Genomic DNA, 20,172 nt, shown 5'->3' on the forward strand with positions numbered 1-20,172 from the left:
GGATTTCACTTCTGTTCCGCTATCGGAACGCAAACCATGTAACGAGTGAATATCGTATTCATCCGCGTATAGTCCGCGTGCATCCGCGGCGAAAGGGTTGGTTTACCGATGGGTGCTGGAACGCGCCTCGTAGGCCGCCGAGGCCACGGAGTTGGTTTCCGGGCCGAGGTCGGCGACCTGCAGGATGGGCACTTCGAGGGTGACTTCGGTGCCGCCGGCGTCGCGGTTCTCGACGCGCATCACGGCGGCATCGCCGTAGAGCACCTGCAGGCGCTCGGCCACGTTGGACATGCCGATGCCTGTGCCCGTACCGCTGGGTGCGGCCGGGTCCGCCATGCCCACGCCGTCATCCACTACCTGGATGATGACCTTCCCTTCGGCCATGCGGCTGCGCAGAATGATCGAGCCGCCCTCCACCTTGGGTGAAAGGCCGTGCTTGATCGAGTTCTCCACCAGCGGCTGAAGAAGCATGCTGGGCACCAGGACGTCGAGCGAGGCCGGCTCGAGTTCCTTCACCACGCGCAGCTTGTCGCGCCCGAAGCGGACGACTTCGATGTCCAAATAGTCGTCGATGAACTCGACTTCTTCGCGCAACTGCACGAAGCTGTCGCTCTTGCGCAACAAGCGCCGCAGGATGCTGGCCAGCTTGACGATGAGCTCGCGCGCCTGTTCAGGATCGAAGCGCACCAGCGACGACACCGAGTTCAGCGTGTTGAACAGGAAATGCGGATTGATCTGCGTCTGCAGCGCCTCCATGCGCGCCTGCAGCAGCAGCTTCTCCTGCTCTTCCAGCTTCAGCTCGATGCGGGTGTTGTTCCAGATCTTGAGCGGGATGGCGACTACGGCCACGGTGGTGGCGAGCGTGGCCAGCAGCGTGAGCCACTGCGACGGATCGAGCGCGAACAAGCGCCCCGGAAACAAGCGCGCCAGCCACACGCGCACCAACTCCATCCCCAGCACCCAGAGGAAGAAGCCGGTCTGCCAGTCAACGAAGCGGCGGCGCAGCGCGCGGCGAATCCAGCGGTACACGCCCAGGTCCACGAAAGGCGAGAACGACCAGATCTCCTCGTGGTTGGAGGCGAGATGGCGCAGCACGCCGGCCACGCCTCCCGCCGCCATGGTGAAGGGAATGGCCAGGAACTCGCCGTAGATGAGCGCCGGGAGGGAAACCAGGGCTCCGCCGACCGCGCCGGCGAAGCGTCCGCCCATCACGCCCATGACGATGGCGGCTTCCAGGCTCAGGTCGGCAGCCAGGAAGTTGCGCACTTGCCCGCGGATGATCACGCCCAGCGCGAAGGGGATGGCGATGAACAGGACCAGATGGACCTTTTGTTCGGTGGTGCGGTCCTCACGGAACAGCAGCGACTGGAAATAGCGGGAGCGTGCCAGGGCGCTGGCCACGGCGGCGGCAACGCCCAGCTTGAGCAAAAGCGAGACGAGGATGAGGCGCTGGTCCATGGAAGCTCTGGCGTAAATCTAGCACGGATGCAGCAGGCCAGCGCGCCATGCGGCTGGGGCATATAATCGCTGATGAGCATGTCCGCGAATCTGCACAAGACCGCCGAGGCCGACTTCCCTACCCGCTGGGGACACTTCCGCATCCTGGGCTTCGAAGGCGACGTGGCGAGTGAGAACGGGCCGCGGCGTGAGGCTGCGGTCGCGCTGGTGATGGGCGACTTGAAAGCCGGACCGCCGCTGGTGCGCGTGCACTCGCAGTGCCTGACCGGCGACGTCTTTGGCTCCCTGCGCTGCGACTGCCGCCAGCAACTGGAGCTGGCGCTTTCGCTCATCGCTCAGGCCGGAGCGGGCGTGCTGGTGTATGAGCAGCAGGAAGGCCGGGGCATCGGCCTGATGGCCAAACTGCGCGCCTACGAGCTGCAGGACCAGGGCATGGACACGGTAGAGGCCAACGAGAGCCTGGGCTTCAAGGCCGATCACCGCGGGTTCGTCTTGCCGGGAGAAATCCTGAAGGCGCTGGGCGTGAAAGAAGTGCGGCTGCTCTCCAACAACCCGGAGAAGGTGGCGGCGCTGGAGGCCGCCGGCATCCGCGTAGTCGAGCGGGTGCCGTGCGAGGTCGATCCGCATGCTCATGCCGAAAACTACTTGCGCGTGAAGAAAGAAAAAATGGGACACCTGATCACAAAGGTGGAGTAGCGGGCGCAGGTTTTTGGGTCTCGGGTGGCAGGTCTCAGGTCTCAGTGCAAAAAACTGAAAGTGTTGGCTAAGAGCCCCTTAGCAATCGCTTGATTCCAGGCTTGTTGGCGGACGGCAGAACCTCCAGCGCACCGCCGATCAAGGCGACGTATACCGCCCGCGCGCCCCGGATCTTCTTGAGCGCCTTCAAATGTCGGCGGACGGTGCCCACATCACCGCGCTTCACGGGTCCGGAGAACGCGGCGGCGGCCCCGCGACGCAAGTAGTTCTCCACCGTCTGGCGGACGATGGGGGCGATGGCCTGGCGCACGGATTTTGCCGGGACTCCGGCGGCGCGAGCAATGCGCTCCGCTGTTGCCAGCGTCACGACGATCAGCGGCGAAGAGAACGAGCCGTAGACGTGATACAGGGGCTTGTTGCGCTTAGGGATGGGAAAGACGAACCCGCCGAGATCGCGGGCGATGCGGCGGGCAACAGCCACCGCCCGGGGATCTCCCTCGACGGCAAAGGGCACGCCTCGAAGCGAGGGTTGGGCGCCGGACACGAAAGTCATCATGGGGTGCAGCGTCGCGACCGACGCGCCTCGCAGGCGCAGCGGTCGCAGTTGGTCGCTGGAGAGCGCGCCGCTGGAATGGAGGGCAACCATGCCTTTCCAGTTCGTCCGCGGCGCGAGGGTGCGCACCACGGCCGGAATGGCATCGTCAGTGACCGCGATCCAGAGCAGGGGGGCGCGGAGACGGGCGCTCTCCAACGTGGTCGCGCGCGCTCCGACCCGGCGCGCCAGGCTGCGGGCCCGGCGGCGCGAGGCCGGCTGATCACGGGAAATGACTTCGTCGATACGGTAGCCCGCCCGGCGCAGCGCAACCGCCAGGGCCGACCCCAGGTTTCCCGGTCCGACCAGCGCGATGGAAGGTTTGGCAGGCATGGAGGGCGAGAATAGCAGTTGCCAGAAGTCAGTGGCCAGTGGCCAGGGACCAGCGCCCAGCCAGATGCATTTGTCAGTGGCTAGTGGTTAGTGGGACAGGCTACAGTTGCTCTCATGTCGAACTCGAAAAAGGTGCTAGCGCAGGTGATCTCGTCCAAGGTGGTTTACCGCGGGCCGGTGTTCCACGTCACCACCGACTATGTCCGCGAGCCGGGCGGCATCACGGCAAGGCGCGACGTGGTGCGGCACACGGGCTCGGTGGTGATCATGCCGGTGCGGCGCCGGCGGGGTCGGCTTGAGGTGCTGCTGGTGCGGCAGTATCGTCATGCGGCGCGACGGGCGCTGTGGGAGCTGGCGGCGGGACGAATCGACGCCGGGGAATCCGAACCAGCGGCGGCGCGTCGTGAGCTGGCGGAGGAGACTGGCCTTGCCGCCCGGCGCTGGAAGCGCGTGCTGTTCTTCTACCCGAGCCCCGGCTTTCTCGACGAGACCATGGCCATCTACCTGGCCCAGGGGCTGCGCCACGGGGACGCGCAGCCGGAGGAGGATGAAGTCATCGAGCAGCGGTTCTGGCCGCTGGCGGAGGCGGTGGAGATGGTGATGCGAGGCCGCATCCGCGACGGCAAGACCATCGCCGGCCTGCTCTGGCTGGTTCAAAAAAAGACCGGCTCAAGGTCCGATTTGCGTTGACCTTGACCGGGAAAAATCTCAGAATGGCGCCAACTCACGCGCTCGCCGGGGCGAAAGCGATCGAGGCACAGCAGGAGCGGTTGATCCAAGGGGAGGTACAGAGGCGTGGCACGCATCAGGGGCAAGGTGAAGTGGTTCAATAACGCCAAGGGGTATGGCTTCATCGGGCGCAGCGACGGCCCGGACGTCTTCGTGCATTTCAGCGCCATCATCACCGAGGGCTACAAGAGCCTGCAGGAAGGCGACGACGTGGAATTCGAGATCGTCCAGGGCGAAAAAGGCCCGCAGGCCGACAAGGTGTCGAAAGTCACCTCCGGATAGCGAGCCCGCGCTCGCCGCTTTGGCCCAGCCCTGTGGCTGGGCCTTGTTCTGTTCGCGGAGCCGCTGCGCAGATTAGAATTCCCTCCAGCGCCCATCCGCCATGCCGCTGGACAACCAGAGCATCGCCGCCATCCTGGACGAGACCGCCGACCTGATGGAGATCCACGGCGAGGATTCCTTCCGGGTGCGCTCCTACCGGCGGGCCGCCGAATCCATCGCCAGCCATCCGCAAGCTATCGCCGACCTCATCCGCGACCCCAAGCAAGTGCTGGAGATCCCCGGCATCGGCAAGAGCATGCTCGAGCACCTGAAGGAGATCCTGAAGACCGGACGCTTGAAGTCGCGCGAAGACCTGCTGAAGAAGTACCGGCCCACCATCCTGGAATTGCTGAAGATCCAGGGCCTGGGACCGAAGACCATCGCGCTGATCTGGGACGCGTACCACGTGTGCGACGTGGACGGCGTGGAGAAACTGGCGCGCGAGGGCAAGCTGCGCGTGCTGCCGCGGATGGGCGAGAAACACGAGGCCAAGATCCTCAAGGCCATCGAGGATTACCGCCGCATCTCGGGACGCTTCCTCATCGAGGAAGCCGACCACACGGCCCAGAAGCTGGTGGCGCACCTGGCCGGAACGCCGGGTGTCGAGGCCGTGACTCCGGCCGGTTCGCTGCGGCGGGGAAGGGAGACCGTGGGCGACCTCGACCTGCTCATCACCTACAAAGCCAAGGCCAGCCAGAGACAACTGGACGCCATCGCGGACCGGGTGACGGCCTTTCCTGGTATCGCGCAGGTCCTGCTGCGCGGCGAGAACAAGATCTCGTTCAAGCTGCACAACGGCATGCAGGTTGATGTGCGCCTGCTCCCGCCGGAATCGCACGGCGCCGCCCTGCTCTACTTCACCGGATCAAAAGCGCACAACATCCTGCTGCGGCAGCGGGCGCTCAAGATGGGATACACGCTCAACGAGTATTCGCTGGCGAAACTGAAGGGCGAGAAGCCGGTCGCCGGGCGCACGGAGGAGGAGATCTACGCCAAGCTGCAACTGGACTACATCCCGCCGGAAATGAGGGAGGCCACTGGCGAGATCGAACTGGCGGAGCAGCACAAGCTGCCGCGCCTGGTGGAACTCTCCGACATCCGTGGCGACGTGCACATGCACACCGTCGAGACCGACGGCAAGAACACCATCGAGGAGATGATCGAAGCGGCGCGGGCGCGCGGCTACCAGTACATGGCCATCACCGACCACTCCAAGAACCTGGCCATGGCCAACGGCCTGGACGACAAGCGCGCCGAAGCCCACATCCGCCGCATCCGCGCCGCGGGCAAGAAGTACGACGACATCCGCGTTCTGGCCGGAATCGAAGTGGATATCCTGGCCGACGGCGCGCTCGACTTGTCCGATGCCGTGCTGGAACAGATGGACGTGGTCATCGCCAGTGTCCATTCGCATTTCAATCAGGAGCCGGCGCGCATGACCGATCGACTGCTGCGCGCAATCGCCAACCCCAACACTTGCATCCTCGGGCATCCCACGGGACGGCTATTGCTGCGCCGCGACAGCTACCAGTTCGACATGGAGAGCGTGTTCCGCGAGGCTGCGAAACGAGGCGTGGCCATGGAGCTGAACGCGTATCCGGAGCGGCTGGACTTGTGCGACGTCCACCTGCGGCTCGCCCTGAAGCACGGTTTGAAGGTTGTGATCAACACCGATTCCCATCACACGTCGCACCTGGAAAAAATGAAATACGGCGTGTTGCAGGCCCGGCGCGCCTGGCTGACGCCGCAGGACGTCCTCAACACGCTGCAGGCGGAAAACTTCGCCGCTGCCATGAAGGAGGCGGCATGAGCAGCGAGCCGCAGAAACCCTCCGCTCCCCCGCCGCCGCCGGATGCCGGGCACCTGCCCATGGGCGAAGAGATGGATAGCGCCCGACGCACGCTGCCGCCGGTGTTGCCGGTGCTGGCCGCCGCCATCGTCCTCGCAGTGCTGGTGGGAATCTACTCACGACAGGCAGCCAAGCCAGGGACTACGGGCACCATCACCCGCGTGGCCGCCGTGGCCCTGCCCGAAGACAAGGTTCTGGTGGTCGTGCACGTCAAGGTGGAGAACCTGGTCGACAAGCCTCTGGTGTTGCACAACGCCAAAGCCCGTCTGGAGGTCGCCTCAGGCTCGGAGACGGGCATGCTGGAAGACGAGGCCGCGTCGGTAGTCGATCACGACCGCTACTTCCAGGCTTTTCCCGACCTGGCGACGTACCGCATCGCTCCCCTGCGCATGGAAGAACGCATTGCCCCCGGCGCGACCCAGGAGGGAATGCTGGTGTTCGCCTTTCCCGTTACTCGCGAGAGCTTTGATCAGCGCAAGGCGTTCACGGTGATGCTGGACCTCTACGACCGCAGGCCGCTGACGCTCGTGGAAAAGAAGCCGTAGGGGCGGCTGAAGCACCGCCCCCAGGTATCCTTGCCCGGCTTACTGGGCCTTGGCGATGTGGCCCTTGGGCGTGCTCAGGTAGCCCACCACCTTGTTCTTATCCACGGTGAACACCACCAGTTCGTAAAGCTGGCGGTCCTTGCCGGTGTAGAACTGCAGGGGCTCCAGCATGGTGCGGTCCTTCTTCTCGATGGTGCGGTCGTCGGCGATCACGTTGAGCGTGAACTTGCTCTTCTTGGCGTCGGCCTTCTTGAGCTGCAGGCTGACGGTGGCCACCGGCGTGGGCTTCTGGCCTTTGATCAGGGTGAAGTCGTAGTAGTTGCGTTCGCCGCGGCGGCGCAACTCATCGACTTCCTCGCGCGTCTTGGCGATCAGTCCGCTCTGGATACCGAGGTCGCCGATGGTACGCTCCAGCTTCTCCTTGGTAGCTTCCAGCTCGGTGCGGGTGGTGGCGACTTCCGTCTTCACGCCGCCGACCTCGGTTTTTACGCTCTCGACCTGGCCGCTGACCGCCTCCATCTGCGCCTTCTGCTCCTGTCGCAGGCTGGCCGCCTGCGCCTTCTGGGCGCGCTGCAGTTCGGCGGTGCGGGCCTCCAGTTCCTTCTCGGTGATGCCAAGCTTCTCTTCCAGGGCCTCGAGGGTGGCCTTCATGCGGGCGTCGGCGGATTCCATGCGCTCGGTAAGCTGCTTCTGGGCCGCGCTGGACGTGGCCTGGAAGGCTTCCAGCGTGCCGATGCGGCCGCGCATGTCGAACAACAGATACAGCGAAGCAAGAATGTAAAGACCGGCTACGGCCAGCAGGACGATTTTCAGCCCGCCACCGGAGCCGCCGGGGGAGTCGCTGCCATTCATAGTCCTTGTTCCTTTGGAGGGTGGATGCGGTGCATCTCGATTGTCAGGCCCGGAAGCGGAGCGTGTCAATCAGCAACCTGATCAGCGAAGCTACGCCTCCAGCGAGCGCCTCCGGTTTGCAGCACGTCCCCGCGAGCGCGAAGAGTTGCCGGGGAGCTGACGCGCGCGCAGCCTGGTCCACGGAACTTCCAGTCCGTTGATGAACGCGTGCTTGCGCGGAAGTCCGGCGGCCGCTGTGACCAGGCGGTTGTACTCATCCAGTTCGGAAAACTTGTAGGTGACCCGCAGGTAGCGACGGCCGCTTTCCTCCTGGTATTCGCGGCAGGAGGGTTGGCGCTGCGCCAGTGTGCGCGCACGCTCCAGGGCGCCGGATTCGTCGCACTCGATCAGAACCGTAAGCCCGTTGTAACCCAGCATCAAACCGCAGTGGTCGCAACGGGAGAAGGCTGGAACCGATAACCGGCAGCGCGGACACATCGCCATGACCAGGGCAACCTCGGCTTCCGTTGTTCAAGCGTCGGCAGAATTTAAGCATCGTTCGCGAGCGCGTCGCAACAGGAAACAGGGGCGAAGCCGCCGCGTCATCTGCCATCGGCGCCGCCGTACAATCAGGCCATGCGGCATGCCGACGTGGTCGTGCTGGGCGCGGGCGTGATCGGCCTCTCCCTTGCTCGCGAGCTGCACAAGCAAGGCGCAGCCGTGCGTGTCGTCGAGCGCGGCAGGCCGGGCCACGAATCCTCCTACGCGGCCGCCGGCATGCTGGCCGTCAGCGAACCGGCCGCGACTTCTGCACTCCAGGCGCTCAAAAGGGCCAGCGATGTGCTGTACGCCGAGTTCGTCCACGAAATCGAGGACGAGTCGGGCATGCGCGTCGACCTGCGCCGCGACGGTACGCTGTTCTTCGGCGGCGCCGATGAGCTCGCAGCCCTGGATGTTGCGGCACCCCTCGTGCCGCTGGCCGTGCGCGAGATTCACGAGCTGGAACCGCGCCTCGAGCCGCCGGAGTTGCAGGCGGTGCAACTGCCAGACCGCAGCGTCGATCCGCGCGCCCTCGTTGCCGCGCTCACCGCGGCCGTGAGGCATCGCGGCGTGGCGCTCTCCACCGGCGCGCCCGCGACCGGGATATGGACGGAACAGGGCCGGATCGCCGGGGTCACCTTTGCGCAGACCCGCTTCCCCGCCGCCGCGGTGGTGAATTGCTGCGGCGCGTGGGCCGGCCAGCTCGGACCCCATCGCTTTCCCACGCGTCCGGTGAAGGGACAGATGCTCGCTGTGGCCATGCGCGACCGGCGCTGGCTTGGCCATATCGTGCGCACGCCGGAGGTCTATCTGGTGCCGCGCAGCGACGGTCGCCTTCTGATCGGCGCCACGGTGGAAGAAGCCGGTTTCGACAAGCGCGTGGAACCGGCGACTATCCAGCGCCTGCGTGACACGGCCGTTCGACTGCTTCCCGCGCTGCGCGACGTGCGCATCCTGGAAGCGTGGGCCGGCCTGCGACCAGGGACTCCGGATCGGCTTCCCATCCTGGGCGAGACCGCCACGCCCGGCTACTTCGTCGCCACGGGACATTTCCGCGACGGCATCCTGCTGGCGCCGGCCACGGCCCAGGTCATGGCGGAAATGCTGACGGGCAAGACTCCTTCCTTCGACCTGGGGTCGTTCTCCCCTCGGCGTTTTGAGGGTTAGGAGGCTGCCCTTCCCGGTGGGGGCCGGTGAGCGGAACCGCGGTATATACTGAAATGGTGGTCGTCGTGAACTTCTGCCAGGAGCAATCATCCGAATGGCTTCTCCCGCCATTGCCTACGCCCGCGAAAACCAGCAACGTTTCCTCAGTGAACTGAAGGACCTGATCCGCATCCCCAGCGTCAGCACGCTGCCCGAGCACAAGGATGACGTGCAGCGCGCAGCGCGCTTCATCGCCGACGAGATGAAGCGCATCGGCCTGGAGCACGTCGAGATCATCCCGACTCCGCAGCATCCGCTGGTATACGCCGACTGGCTGCATGCTCCAGGCAAGCCCACCGTGGTGTGCTACGGGCACTATGACGTCCAGCCGCCCGACCCGCTGGAGGAATGGCAGTCACCGCCGTTCGAGCCCACCGAGCGCAACGGGAATCTGTATGCGCGCGGCGCGGTGGACGACAAGGGCCAGATGTACATGCATTTGAAAGCGCTGGAGGCGCTGATGAAGACCGGCGGCGGCAAACTGCCGGTCAACCTCCGCATGATCATCGAGGGTGAGGAGGAAGTAGGGGGCGAGTCCATCGCCGATTTCGTGCGCAAACATCCGGAGCGCCTGAAGGCGGATGTCGCCCTGGTCTCGGACACCGAGATGTTCGCACCCGACCTGCCCACGCTGTGCGTCGGATTGCGCGGCCTGGTCTACACGGAGATCGAAGCACAGGGCGCCATGGTCGATTTGCACTCGGGAATGTATGGCGGCGCGGCGCCCAATCCGCTGGAGGCGCTGGCGCGCATCATCTGCAAACTGAAGGATGACGGCGGGCGCATCCTCATCCCCGGATTCTACGCCGCGGTCAAGGCGCCCACGCCCGAAGAGCTGCAAGCCTGGGAAAAGCTCCCCTTTGACGAAGAGCACTATCGCAAGACGGAAGTGGGATCCACAGTGCTGACGGGGGAAGCCGGATACTCCGTGCTCTACCGCACCTGGGCGCGGCCCACGCTCGAGGTGCATGGCATGCCCGGAGGCTTTACCTCGGCCGGAGCCAAGACGGTGATCCCGGCGCGTGCCTCGGCCAAGATCTCCATGCGCCTGGTGCCCGACCAGGATCCCGCCGACATCTGGAACAAGTACGAAACGTACGTCCGCTCCATCGTCCCCAAGGGCATCCAGGTCAGGATCAAGAAACACTCGGCGGGGCCGGCGAGCGTGGTGCGCACCGACAACCACTACATCCGCGTGGCGACGGAAGCCATGAAGGAAGTGTTCGGCAAGGAAACGGTGTTTATCCGCAGCGGCGGCTCCATCCCCATCGTCGCCGACTTCGAAGAGTTCCTGAAGATTCCCACCGTTATGATGGGCTTCGGACTCCCTGACGACAACATCCACGCCCCCAACGAGAAGTTCCATATCCAGAACTTCTACCGGGGCATCGAGAGCATCATTCGCTTCTTCCAGAAGCTGGGATAGGCGCCGCTGCCCAGCGCCGCTACCGTGGTGTCCGCCGTTACTTTTCATGTAATAAGCGGAACGGTCCGGCAGAACTGCTCTCGGGCCGCTTGCCGCTTGCTTCCACAGTGGGGACGCGCTATGCTCTAGAGCGTTCTGGCGGTTTCCTGCACCTTCATTCCCACCGCAAGCCAGCAGCAGGTCTGAGTGCACCGTTTTCTGTGCAATGTATTGTGGTATCCGGTCGATGACCCCAATATCTTGGGCGCTTATTGCTTGACCACCCGAGACTTAGCCGCTACAGTTAGGTGCATTTGGGGCCTTCTGGATTCCCCCCGGCAGAGCCGTCGTGCGGGTCAAGCGCCCGTCCGAGCGGCACTTACGCGGGCGTGCCGCCTGGCGCTGGCTGCCCAGGGTTCCGGCCCGGAGTTAGGGCCAAGGAGTGAAACTTGCTGAAACTGAAGAAGCTGCAGATTCTCGGCTTCAAGTCCTTTTGCGACCGCACGGAGATGAAGTTCGACGGCGAGGGCGTCACCGCCATCGTCGGGCCGAACGGCTGCGGCAAGTCCAACATCGCGGACGCCATCTCCTGGGTGCTGGGCGAGCAGTCCGCCAAGACGCTGCGTGGCTCGCGCATGGAGGATGTGATCTTCGCCGGCACGCGCGACCGCAAACCCAACGGCATGGCCGAGGTCTCGCTCACCCTGATCGATCCCGAGGTGTACGAAGGCCCGCTGACGGATCTGGCCGCCGAAGTCGAAGTGGAAGTGCGCGATGAGCTGCCTTGCGACGACTGGGACGAAGCCGCGCTGCGCGCCCGCGCTGCCGAAGAGACCGAGACCTTCACGCGCCAACTGCAACCCGGTCAAGCCCGGGAAGAAGACGACCCCGAAGTGGGCGCGGACCTTGACGGCAGCGCTCCGCCGGAGGTCGTGCTCAAGGTGCGCCGCCGTCGCCTGAAGAAGCTGGAAACGCGCGCCGGACAGATCGTAGTGACACGCCGCCTGTTTCGTTCCGGCGATAGCGAATACCTCATCAACGGCAAGTTGGCGCGGCTGCGCGATATCCAGGACATCTTCCTCGGAACCGGCCTGGGCCCCGAGTCCTACGCCATCATTGAACAAGGACGCATCGGGCAGATCCTCAGCAGCAAGCCGCACGACCGGCGCGCCATCCTGGAAGAAGCGGCCGGCATCACCAAGTTCAAGACCAAGAAGCGGCTGGCTGAGGCCCGGCTGGAGCAGGCGCAGCAAAACCTGGCCCGGGTGAATGACATCTTCGAAGAAGTCACGCGCCAGATGAACTCGCTGAAGCGGCAGGCCTCGAAGGCCGAGCGCTACGTGCGGCTGCGCGAGGAGATGCGCGCTCGCCTGCGTGTGGTGCTGGCCAGCAAGCTGGCGCAGTTTGCGCAGGAGACGGCCGCCCGCGGCGCAGAGCTGGAAACCATCGCGGCCGAGATGAATGCCACCGCAGCGGTGGTCGACCGGCTCGAGAATGAACACACCGCGCTCACCGAGCGCAGCTACGCCGTGGATCGGGAAACGGCGCAAGCGCGCGAACGAGCCGGCGCCATCGCTCTGGAGATCGACCGCGCCCTGGCCCAGCAGAGTCACAACCGTGAACGCTGTGCCGACCTCGAGCAACGGGCCGTCCAGGCGGAAGCGGAGCTCGCTCCGACCATGGCCAACCTGGCTGCGCTCGAAACGGAGCGCGACTCCAACCGCGCCATCCTCGAGTCCGCCGAAGACCATGCGCTGGCGGCCCAGCAGGAAGCCGCCGCCTGCCAGCAGGAGGCGCTGGCCGCCGCCGCCGCTCTCGCCGATTTGGAGCAGTTGCAGGAACAGCGTCGCGCGCGGACGTTGGAGACGATTGCCGCTGCGTCAGAAGTGCGCAACCAGATGGCCCAGGCCTCCGAGCACCGAGCGGCGCTGGAGCGCGAGCTGGGCCGTCTGGAACAGGACCTTGCCATCACCCGTACCGATCTGGACGCCTTCGCGGCACGCCGTGGCCAACTGGCCCTGGAGTTCGAGTCGGCGGGCGCGCGGGTGGCGGCCCTCACTCTCAAAGCCGACGAGTCCCGGCGCCGTCTGGAAGAACTGCGGGCCGCTGAAATTGGGACCAAGTCGCGTCTGGACGGGCTGCGAGCGGAATTCGCTGCCGCCACGGGTCGCCGTTCGTCGCTTGAGGCCGTCATCAACGAACACACCTACTCCACCGAGTCGGTAAAACGTCTGATGCGCTCCGGCGGCACCAGCGACTTCCGGCCGGTGGGCGTCCTGGCCGATTTCCTCGAGGTGGACGATGCCCATGAACGCGTGGTGGAAGACTTTCTGCGCGATGAACTGAACTACATCGTGGTCAAGTCCTGGGACGCCGCCGATGAGGGTTTGCGCCTGCTGCGCAGCGACGTCGACGGCCGCGCCACTTTCCTGGTGCATCCGGATGACGCCCAGGCGCGCTTCTCCTTCGCGGTGGACGAAGCCACGCGGCCCGCCCCGCCACGGGGCTCCATCGTTCCCCTCACCCGTTGCATCCGCGTGCTGAACGGCTTCGGCAACTCGCTCGAAGTCATTCTGCCCAAGCTCCGCGACGGCTATATCGCGCCCGACCCTGCTGCGGCCCGCAGCCTGGCGCTGGAGAACCCCAACGCCTTCTTCCTTTCTCCGGCCGGCGAGTGCTTCCACAACGTCACCGTCACCGGCGGGAAACCCTCCGCCCAGGGTCCCCTCACTCTCAAGCGTGAATTGCGGGAACTGGAACGGCAGTTGCGCCACATGGAAAAAGAGATCGCGCAGGAGGAACGGCGGCTGGCCGAACTCACTCGCGAAGCCGCGTCGCTCGCTTCCCTGCTCGATCGACTGGAAGAGGAGCGGCGCGAAGCCGAACGTCAGGCGCTGACCTCCGGTCACACGCTGCAGCAGGTGGACTCCGAAGTCGCCCGGCTGACCGAACGACGAGCCACCTACGAAGCCGAGCGGAATCGCTGCCTGAGCGAAATCTCGGGGGTCGCAACGCAACTGGCCGCCCGGTCTAAGGAGCTGGAGACGGCGGAAGCCCGGCGCAGCCTCCTGGAGCGGCAACTGGCCGAGGCTCAGACGCAACTGGAGTCCCTGAAGGCGGCCCGCGACCGCTCCGCCCAGGCAGCGGGTGAAATGGCGGTGCGCGTCGCCGGACTCGAGGAGCGCCGCGTGGCAGCGGCCGCATCCGTCGGCCGCATCGAGGCTCTGGTTGCCGAGATGGCAACCCGCGTCGAGGGCCTCAGGGCGCAGATCGCCTCTGGTCTTGCGGAGCGCAGGCAACGCGAAGCCGAAAACGTCGAACTGGCGGCGCGCGTCCAGGCGCTCGAAGCGGAGCGGGAGGAACTCGCGGCGCGCGAAGCTGTCTGGCGCACCGAAGCCGAGCAATCACGGGCACGGCTGCTGGCCATCGACCAGGAGCTGCGTGCCGCCCGCCACACCCTGGACGCCGCCCGCGACCGCCGCGGCGAAGTGTCCGCCCTGCTGGCCAAGCTGAATTCCGACACCGAACATCTGGCGGAAACCTGCCTCAATGAACTGGGCGTCAGCGCCGCTGACCTCCGCGCCGATACCGCTCTCGTCCGCCTGAGCGGCGAAGCGCTGGCTGCCGAAGACGCCGCCCACCGTGAGCTCCGCGCCCGCCTGGAGGCCATGGGCCCGGTCAACATGATGGCGTTGGATGAATACAAGGAGACCGCCGAGCGCCACGCCTTCCTGGAGTCGCAGCGCAAAGACCTGCTGGAATCGATTGCGAACACGCAGAACACCATCCGCGAGATCGACGAATTCTCACGCCAGCGGTTCCAGGAGGCTTTCGAACGCATTAACGAGAACTTCCAGATGACCTTCCGCAAGCTTTTCGGCGGGGGGCAGGGCTTCATGCGGCTGACGGACGAGGAGAACGCCGCCGAGAGCGGCATCGACATCGTCGCCCAGCCGCCCGGCAAGCGCCTGCAGAACGTGCTCCTGCTCTCCGGCGGCGAGAAGGCGCTCACCGCCTTCGCGCTGCTGGTGGGCATCTTCCAGTATCAGCCCAGCCCGTTCTGCGTGCTCGATGAAGTGGATGCGCCGCTGGATGAAGCCAACGTGGGACGCTTCACCGAACTGGTGCGCGAGATGAGCGCGCAGACCCAGTTCGTCATCATCACCCACAACAAGCGGACCATGGACATGGCGCCGACCATGTACGGCGTCACCATGCAGGAGCCGGGCGTCTCGAAACTGGTCTCGGTGAAATTCGGGGACCACCTGGTCCACTCCCGCACGGCCTGAGTTTTCCACAGCACCGGGGTGGAGTGCAGCCGCTTTGGACGCGGCTCGCACCACTCCTGCGCTTCTGTCAACTGTTTTTCATCCTGTGCGGGTCACGCGCGGGGTCAAGATTTTCCGCGCTTCCGTTGACAAATCTTTCTCGAAGGCTAGAATACGCTTCGTTTTTCCTGCTGAGTTTCTTCCGACCGTGACCACGCAAACCTCACAACCAGACGTTCTGTTGAGCACCGACTTTCCGGGATTGCCGCTGCATGCCAGCGGCAAGGTGCGCGACCTGTACCGCCTCAACGGTACGCTGCTGTTCGTCGCCACCGACCGCATTTCCGCGTTCGATTACGTGCTGGCCAGCGGCATTCCCCACAAGGGCAAAGTACTGACCCAGCTTTCCCTCTTCTGGTTCGAGTTTCTGAAGGACCTCGTGCCCAGCCACCTGATCACGGCCCAGGTGAAGGACTATCCCGCCGCCGTGCAGCCCTGGGCGGAGCAATTGCGCGGCCGCTCCATGCTGGTCCGCGAGGCCGACATGGTGCCCATCGAGTGCGTGGCGCGCGGCTATGTCTCCGGCTCGGCCTGGAAGGAATACACGCAGAGTGGCTCGGTCTGCGGCATCAAGCTGCGTGACGGCTTGCGTGAATCCGACAAGCTTCCGGAGCCCATCTTCACCCCGGCCATCAAGGCCACCAGCGGACACGACGAGAACATTCCGTTCGCTGAAATGGTGAAGCGCGCCGGGCCGGAACTCAGTGAAACCCTGCGCGACTTGACCCTGCGCATCTACCGCAAGGCGGCCGACTACGCCGCCGAACGCGGCATTCTCATTGCCGACACCAAGTTCGAGTTCGGGCGCACGCCCGCCGGGCTGGTGCTGGCGGATGAAGTATTGACGCCGGATTCCTCCCGGTTCTGGCCCGCGGACAAGTATCGCCCGGGCGGCCCGCAGGAATCGTTTGACAAGCAGTATGTTCGGGATTACCTGGAGTCCATTCGCTGGAACAAGCAGCCGCCGGCGCCGGCGTTGCCCGCCGATGTGGCGCAAAAGACCAGCGAAAAGTATCAGGAGGCCTATCGCCGACTGACCGGCCGCGAGCTGGAGGTGTAGCCGCCGGTGTCCAGTCTGGACTGGCTCATCCTGTCGGTTGTGCTGGTTTCAGTTCTGATGGCCGCGGGTCAGGGCTTGTTCGTCGAGCTCTTTTCCCTCGGCGGGGCCGTGGTGGGGTACTGGCTGGCCGCCTGGCAGCACGCGCGGGTGGCGGCGTGGTTCGCTCCCCACGTGAGAAGCGACGCCGTCGCGGACGCCGCCGGATTCCTCACCGTGTTCGTGCTGGTGATGGTGCTGGCCGGGATGCTGGGCCGATTTCTGAGCGGGATGATGAAGGAAACCGGCCTGCGCTGGATCGACCGTCTGCTGGGCGCCGTCTTCGGCCTGGTACGCGGCGTCGTGGTGGCCACCGTCGTGATCATGGTGCTGGCGGCATTCGTGCCCGAGTCCCGCGTGCTGGCCGGCTCGGTCTTCGGACCGTACGTCCTCAAGGCCGGACGCATGGTGGCCCGAGTGGCGCCGCAAGAAGTCCGCGAGCGCTTTCTGAAAGTCGCTGGCGGCGGGAACCGGGAAGAAGGTCGCGGCCAGGATTCGAACAGGAAGTGACCGAGTTCGCTGCTGCAACCGAGCCCATGGGAAAGAGAGGCCCGAGGTGAAAGACCAACTCGAAGCTCTGGTTTCGCAGATGTACCACAGCGGGATCTTTTATTCGGAAGCCGTGCGTGAGTTCAAGAAGCGCTTCATCCTTACCGTCCTCATGGAGAACCAGGGGAATCAGTGCCGGGCGGCCCGCCAGTTGGGCATGCACCGCAACACGCTGGCCCGCACCATCCAGGAATTGAAGCTGGACATTCGCGCTCTGCGCAACGGCGTCCGCCGCCCTCCGCGCAGCGCCCGGCCGGCTCCTATCGAACGCAAGGCGGCTCGCTAGACTGCTTTGCGCTGCAGCAAGAAAGGCAGCCCGCCAGGGCTGCCGTTTGCGTATCCCGCTGGCTCAGCGGCCGCGGGGACGAGCCGCTCCGCCGGTTTGCAGAAGGGCCCCGTTCTGCATCTTCATCACGAACGGCTTGGCCTCGTACGCGGTCGGCTCGCCTTCGACAGCGATGTCCGCGCCCGCTTTCGGCACTTGGCGGAGTGGAATGGCGCCCGCCATAGTCAACTCCACGTCGGCCCGGTTCTCGTCAATGGCATCCTGGGTGGCCGCCAGCCGCAGCACGGTCCGCGAAGCGGCGATGACTTTGCCCTGGAAGCGCAGCGGCTTGCCCTGGATTTCGGCCCACACCTTGTCCGCCGGAGCCCCGCCCACGCCCAGGATGAACTCGTACTCGGCGAAGTTCATCTCCCGCACGTTCTTGCTGTCCACCATCTGCTGCGCCATTTCGGCCGGCGTGGGTGCGGGCTTGATGGTGAATCCTGCCGGCGGCATCGCCGTGGACTTGGTCTGCGCCAGCAGTTCCGCCCAGCCTTCCTCGCTCCCGTGGTAGTGGCGATAGCGCTTGCGGCCAAAGTCGGAGATCTGCTTTTCCGCGGGCGAACCCGCCACCAGGTTGGCGGCGCGCGCCGTAAACCAGAGCCCGTTCACTTCGTCCGGCGGGTTGGACGAAAGGTATGCAGTGGCTAGAGCGTAGACGTCGTTCACGTCGTTCGGATTGGCCTCCACCGCCGCCCGCAGGTTCTTCTGCGCAACGTCGTATTGCTTCTCCTGCATGGCCGCCAGTCCGATGGCGCCATGAAAGATGGCGCCGGCCTGGGTCTTGAGCGTCTCAAAGTCTGCCGGCGGTTCGCCCTCTCGCGGCTTGGCCGTCTGCAGGGCCTGCAAGCCGCGCTCGGCGAGCTGCCTGGCCTCGGCCAGATTCTGCTGCGGGTTCTGGTTCGCCTGGGCGGCGGCCCGCTTGGTGGAAACCAGCACCACCAGACCTCGAAGGCTGTTCGGGTTCACGGCCACCAGCCGGTTCGCAGTCTCGATGGCCTTGGCCTGGTTCTGGGTCTGGAAGTACGCTCCCAGCAAACCCAGCAGGGCGTCTTCCTTGGCCACGGTGTTGGGGTATTGGATCAGAAAGCCTTCCAGGGCGCTGATGCGCGCCTGGGGATCCTGTTGGTTCAGAGCGCCGACATAAGCGTTGTACTCGGCGGGGTCTTTGATGCTCTGGGCCCGCGCCGGCTCCGCCACGACGGCCAACAGGCCTACCGTCAGGGCCAGCGCAAATCTCACGTACGACTTCTTCATCGGTGCTCCTTCGGACTTGGGAAATGCGGCGATGGCTTCCGCCCTGGGCGTGTCGCCGCAAGGGGACCCCGCGATTCGAGACCGGGAACCGGACCCGACTTTGCCGGCCTGCCAGCCCCTCCCGGCCGTGCGCGGGCCAGCCGCGGATGCGACATTATAGGAACCCGCCCCGCCCGGCGCAAGCAACATCAGCAGGTCTCACGCAAGATAAGATGCCCTTGCACCGGCCGAAGATGGCCGGGATCATTCCTCCATCCGCCCTTACGCTAAGCTATGGACACCGCAGGGATGGCCACGGACATGGCGAACGCGAAACCACTGGGGGAGCAGGTGACGATCGTAACCGGAGGTGGCCGGGGCATCGGCGCCGCCATTGCCCGCCGCCTGGCAGCTATGGGAGCGACGGCCGTGATTTGCGGGCGGTCGCGGGCATCCCTGGAGGCTACCGCGGCGGCCATCCACGCGGCTGGCGGCCGCGCCCTGGCCGTGGAGTGCGATGTCACCTGGCGGCAGTCCGTCGAGTCGCTGGCTGCTCGCGTCGAAGCTGAATTCGGCCGGGCTGACGTCCTGGTGAACAACGCCGGAGTCGGGGGTTTCGGCCAACCGTTGCACGAGTTGCATCCCGAGGAATGGGACCGTATTCTGGAGACCAACCTGCGGGGCGTCTACCTCACCATCCGGGCCTTCGCCCCGCTGATGATCCGCGCCCGCCGCGGTCACATCATCAACATTTCCTCGCTGGCCGCCAAGAACCCGCTCCCCGGAGGCGCCGCTTATGCCGCCTCCAAATGGGGCCTGAACGGGCTCAGCATCTCCGTGGCCGAGGAACTCCGCGCATACGGAATCCGCGTGGCCCTGATCTGCCCCGGCTCCACCCACACCGAGCTCGGCCCGCACGCCGGCAAGGATCCTGCCCGGCTGCTGCAGCCGGAAGACATCGCCCACGTGGTGGCCATGATGGTGACGCAGTCGCCGCAGGCCTTCACCAGCGAGGTCCTCATCCGGCCGACCCAGAAGCCGTGACGGGCGCGTTTGTAAAAGGTCCGGACGGGTGCTAGCATGGCCTTCCCAGCTCTTTTCGAGGAGGCAGTCATGGCGCAGGACAATGGCGGCAACAGCTTCATGTGGTTCATTGCAGGACTCGGATTGGGAGCCCTCCTGGGCGTTCTCTACGCTCCCCGCTCGGGCGAGGAGACCCGGGAATCGCTCCGCCTGAAAGCAGAAGAAGGACGGGATTACCTGATCACTCGCGGACGCCAGGCGCGCGAGCAGGCTGAACAGTGGGCCGAGCGCGGACGCGAAGCCGTGGCGCGGCAGAAGGAACAACTGGCCGCGGCGGTTGAGGCCGGCAAGCAGGCGTACCGCGAGAGTGTGACCGAGGGCGCGAGCAAGAAGTCCTCGTAGCTGGTGAGGTGCCGGCAAAGGCCGGCGACAAACTGGGCGCATCCCCATGGATCAGTCCACGCAGACACTGCTCATGCTGTTTGTGGCGGCGACCTCCATCGCCGTCGTCATCCAGATGGGGATCCTCATCGGACTGTTCCTCAGCGTCAAGCGCACCGCCGCCCGCATCGACGGGCTGGCGGATGAGATCCAGAAGCGCGGGCTTCCCCTGCTGGACGGCGCGACCGCAATTCTGCAGGAAGTTCGGCCCAACCTCGCCTCGATCACGAGCGACCTAGCCACTGCCACCGCGACGTTGAAGGAGCAAGCGGGACGCCTGGACGAACTGGCCGAAGACGCCCTCGACCGCACACGGCTGCAGGTGATCCGCGCCGACCAACTCGTTTCCCGGGCGCTGGACAAAGTGGAAGAAACTACCGACCTGATGCACGAAACGGTCATTTCGCCCGTGCGACAGCTCGCTGCCTTGGTGCAGGGACTGGGCGTGGGTATCGACACGTTCTTCGGGCGCTCCCGTCGTCGCGGCGCGCCCCGCGAGGCGGCGAGAGACGCGCAGGAAGAAGAGATGTTCATCTAGAATCGTGCAGTTGGCGATTAGCCGTTAGCATTTGGCCAACAAATCGTTCGTTCCCTTCCCGCTTCGATCCTCCATTGCGGAACAAGGCCGCCATGGCGCGGCTCCTGCTGCCTGAGTGCCACATGCCAACT

Annotated in this window: 19 protein-coding genes; 14 read left to right on the plus strand and 5 right to left on the minus strand. The window is 65.3% G+C overall.

Annotation, left to right across the window (positions count from 1 at the left end):
* Window positions 1-102: 102 nt before the first annotated feature.
* Complete coding sequence (locus tag VNK82_06840; protein HXE90662.1) at window positions 103-1,458, minus strand: histidine kinase; 1,356 nt, start codon at window positions 1,456-1,458, stop codon at window positions 103-105.
* A 78-nt stretch (window positions 1,459-1,536) separates the two neighbouring features.
* On the opposite strand from VNK82_06840, the gene ribA reads away from it, so the two are divergent.
* The gene (gene ribA, locus VNK82_06845; protein ID HXE90663.1) at window positions 1,537-2,154 is read left to right on the plus strand and encodes a GTP cyclohydrolase II; all 618 of its coding nucleotides are present in this window, start codon (window positions 1,537-1,539) and stop codon (window positions 2,152-2,154) included.
* Between the two features lie 67 nt (window positions 2,155-2,221).
* Here the strand turns inward: ribA and VNK82_06850 are convergent, their stop codons facing one another.
* Window positions 2,222-3,079 carry a Rossmann-like and DUF2520 domain-containing protein gene (locus VNK82_06850; GenBank protein HXE90664.1) on the minus strand — a complete coding sequence of 286 codons (858 nt, stop codon included), beginning with the start codon at window positions 3,077-3,079 and terminating at the stop codon, window positions 2,222-2,224.
* A 114-nt stretch (window positions 3,080-3,193) separates the two neighbouring features.
* Between VNK82_06850 and VNK82_06855 the strand changes: the two genes are divergently transcribed.
* The 4 genes from VNK82_06855 (at window position 3,194) to VNK82_06870 (ending at window position 6,523) form a co-directional block, all read left to right on the plus strand.
* Window positions 3,194-3,769: an NUDIX hydrolase gene (locus VNK82_06855; GenBank protein ID HXE90665.1), complete on the plus strand. Its 576-nt coding sequence runs from the start codon at window positions 3,194-3,196 to the stop codon at window positions 3,767-3,769.
* Window positions 3,770-3,874: 105 nt separating this feature from the next.
* Window positions 3,875-4,090, plus strand: a complete 216-nt coding sequence (locus VNK82_06860; protein HXE90666.1) for a cold shock domain-containing protein — start codon at window positions 3,875-3,877, stop codon at window positions 4,088-4,090.
* 100 nt (window positions 4,091-4,190) lie between these two features.
* Window positions 4,191-5,939, plus strand: coding sequence for a DNA polymerase/3'-5' exonuclease PolX (gene polX, locus VNK82_06865; protein HXE90667.1), 1,749 nt, complete (start codon window positions 4,191-4,193; stop codon window positions 5,937-5,939).
* On the plus strand, window positions 5,936-6,523 hold the full coding sequence (locus VNK82_06870; protein ID HXE90668.1) for a hypothetical protein: 588 nt from the start codon (window positions 5,936-5,938) through the stop codon (window positions 6,521-6,523). The genes polX and VNK82_06870 overlap by 4 nt, the downstream gene beginning before the upstream one ends.
* A 39-nt stretch (window positions 6,524-6,562) precedes the next feature.
* On the opposite strand, the gene VNK82_06875 is transcribed toward VNK82_06870, so the two are convergent.
* Complete coding sequence (locus VNK82_06875) at window positions 6,563-7,375, minus strand: hypothetical protein (GenBank protein ID HXE90669.1); 813 nt, start codon at window positions 7,373-7,375, stop codon at window positions 6,563-6,565.
* A 90-nt stretch (window positions 7,376-7,465) separates the two neighbouring features.
* Window positions 7,466-7,858 carry a hypothetical protein gene (locus tag VNK82_06880; GenBank protein ID HXE90670.1) on the minus strand — a complete coding sequence of 131 codons (393 nt, stop codon included), beginning with the start codon at window positions 7,856-7,858 and terminating at the stop codon, window positions 7,466-7,468.
* A gap of 132 nt (window positions 7,859-7,990) precedes the next feature.
* Between VNK82_06880 and thiO the strand changes: the two genes are divergently transcribed.
* The 6 genes from thiO to VNK82_06910 all read left to right on the plus strand — a co-directional run bounded on the left by thiO (window position 7,991) and on the right by VNK82_06910 (window position 16,764).
* Complete coding sequence (gene thiO / locus VNK82_06885; protein HXE90671.1) at window positions 7,991-9,061, plus strand: glycine oxidase ThiO; 1,071 nt, start codon at window positions 7,991-7,993, stop codon at window positions 9,059-9,061.
* Between the two features lie 94 nt (window positions 9,062-9,155).
* Window positions 9,156-10,526, plus strand: a complete 1,371-nt coding sequence (locus tag VNK82_06890) for a dipeptidase (protein ID HXE90672.1) — start codon at window positions 9,156-9,158, stop codon at window positions 10,524-10,526.
* 428 nt (window positions 10,527-10,954) lie between these two features.
* Window positions 10,955-14,794 (plus strand): chromosome segregation protein SMC, encoded by a 3,840-nt coding sequence (gene smc / locus VNK82_06895; protein HXE90673.1) that lies wholly within the window; start codon window positions 10,955-10,957, stop codon window positions 14,792-14,794.
* A 220-nt stretch (window positions 14,795-15,014) separates the two neighbouring features.
* Window positions 15,015-15,893: a phosphoribosylaminoimidazolesuccinocarboxamide synthase gene (locus VNK82_06900; GenBank protein ID HXE90674.1), complete on the plus strand. Its 879-nt coding sequence runs from the start codon at window positions 15,015-15,017 to the stop codon at window positions 15,891-15,893.
* Between the two features lie 6 nt (window positions 15,894-15,899).
* On the plus strand, window positions 15,900-16,439 hold the full coding sequence (locus tag VNK82_06905) for a CvpA family protein (protein ID HXE90675.1): 540 nt from the start codon (window positions 15,900-15,902) through the stop codon (window positions 16,437-16,439).
* A gap of 46 nt (window positions 16,440-16,485) precedes the next feature.
* Window positions 16,486-16,764 (plus strand): helix-turn-helix domain-containing protein, encoded by a 279-nt coding sequence (locus VNK82_06910; GenBank protein HXE90676.1) that lies wholly within the window; start codon window positions 16,486-16,488, stop codon window positions 16,762-16,764.
* Between the two features lie 63 nt (window positions 16,765-16,827).
* On the opposite strand, the gene VNK82_06915 is transcribed toward VNK82_06910, so the two are convergent.
* Window positions 16,828-18,060 carry a hypothetical protein gene (locus VNK82_06915; GenBank protein HXE90677.1) on the minus strand — a complete coding sequence of 411 codons (1,233 nt, stop codon included), beginning with the start codon at window positions 18,058-18,060 and terminating at the stop codon, window positions 16,828-16,830.
* Between the two features lie 288 nt (window positions 18,061-18,348).
* On the opposite strand from VNK82_06915, the gene VNK82_06920 reads away from it, so the two are divergent.
* The 3 genes from VNK82_06920 (at window position 18,349) to VNK82_06930 (ending at window position 20,041) form a co-directional block, all read left to right on the plus strand.
* Window positions 18,349-19,083, plus strand: a complete 735-nt coding sequence (locus VNK82_06920) for an SDR family NAD(P)-dependent oxidoreductase (GenBank protein HXE90678.1) — start codon at window positions 18,349-18,351, stop codon at window positions 19,081-19,083.
* 69 nt (window positions 19,084-19,152) lie between these two features.
* Window positions 19,153-19,464: a YtxH domain-containing protein gene (locus tag VNK82_06925; protein ID HXE90679.1), complete on the plus strand. Its 312-nt coding sequence runs from the start codon at window positions 19,153-19,155 to the stop codon at window positions 19,462-19,464.
* A gap of 46 nt (window positions 19,465-19,510) precedes the next feature.
* Window positions 19,511-20,041: a hypothetical protein gene (locus VNK82_06930; GenBank protein ID HXE90680.1), complete on the plus strand. Its 531-nt coding sequence runs from the start codon at window positions 19,511-19,513 to the stop codon at window positions 20,039-20,041.
* The last annotated feature ends 131 nt before the right edge of the window (window positions 20,042-20,172 follow it).

It is taken from the genome of Terriglobales bacterium (genome assembly GCA_035573675.1).
Classification (GTDB): domain Bacteria; phylum Acidobacteriota; class Terriglobia; order Terriglobales; family Acidobacteriaceae; genus DATMAB01.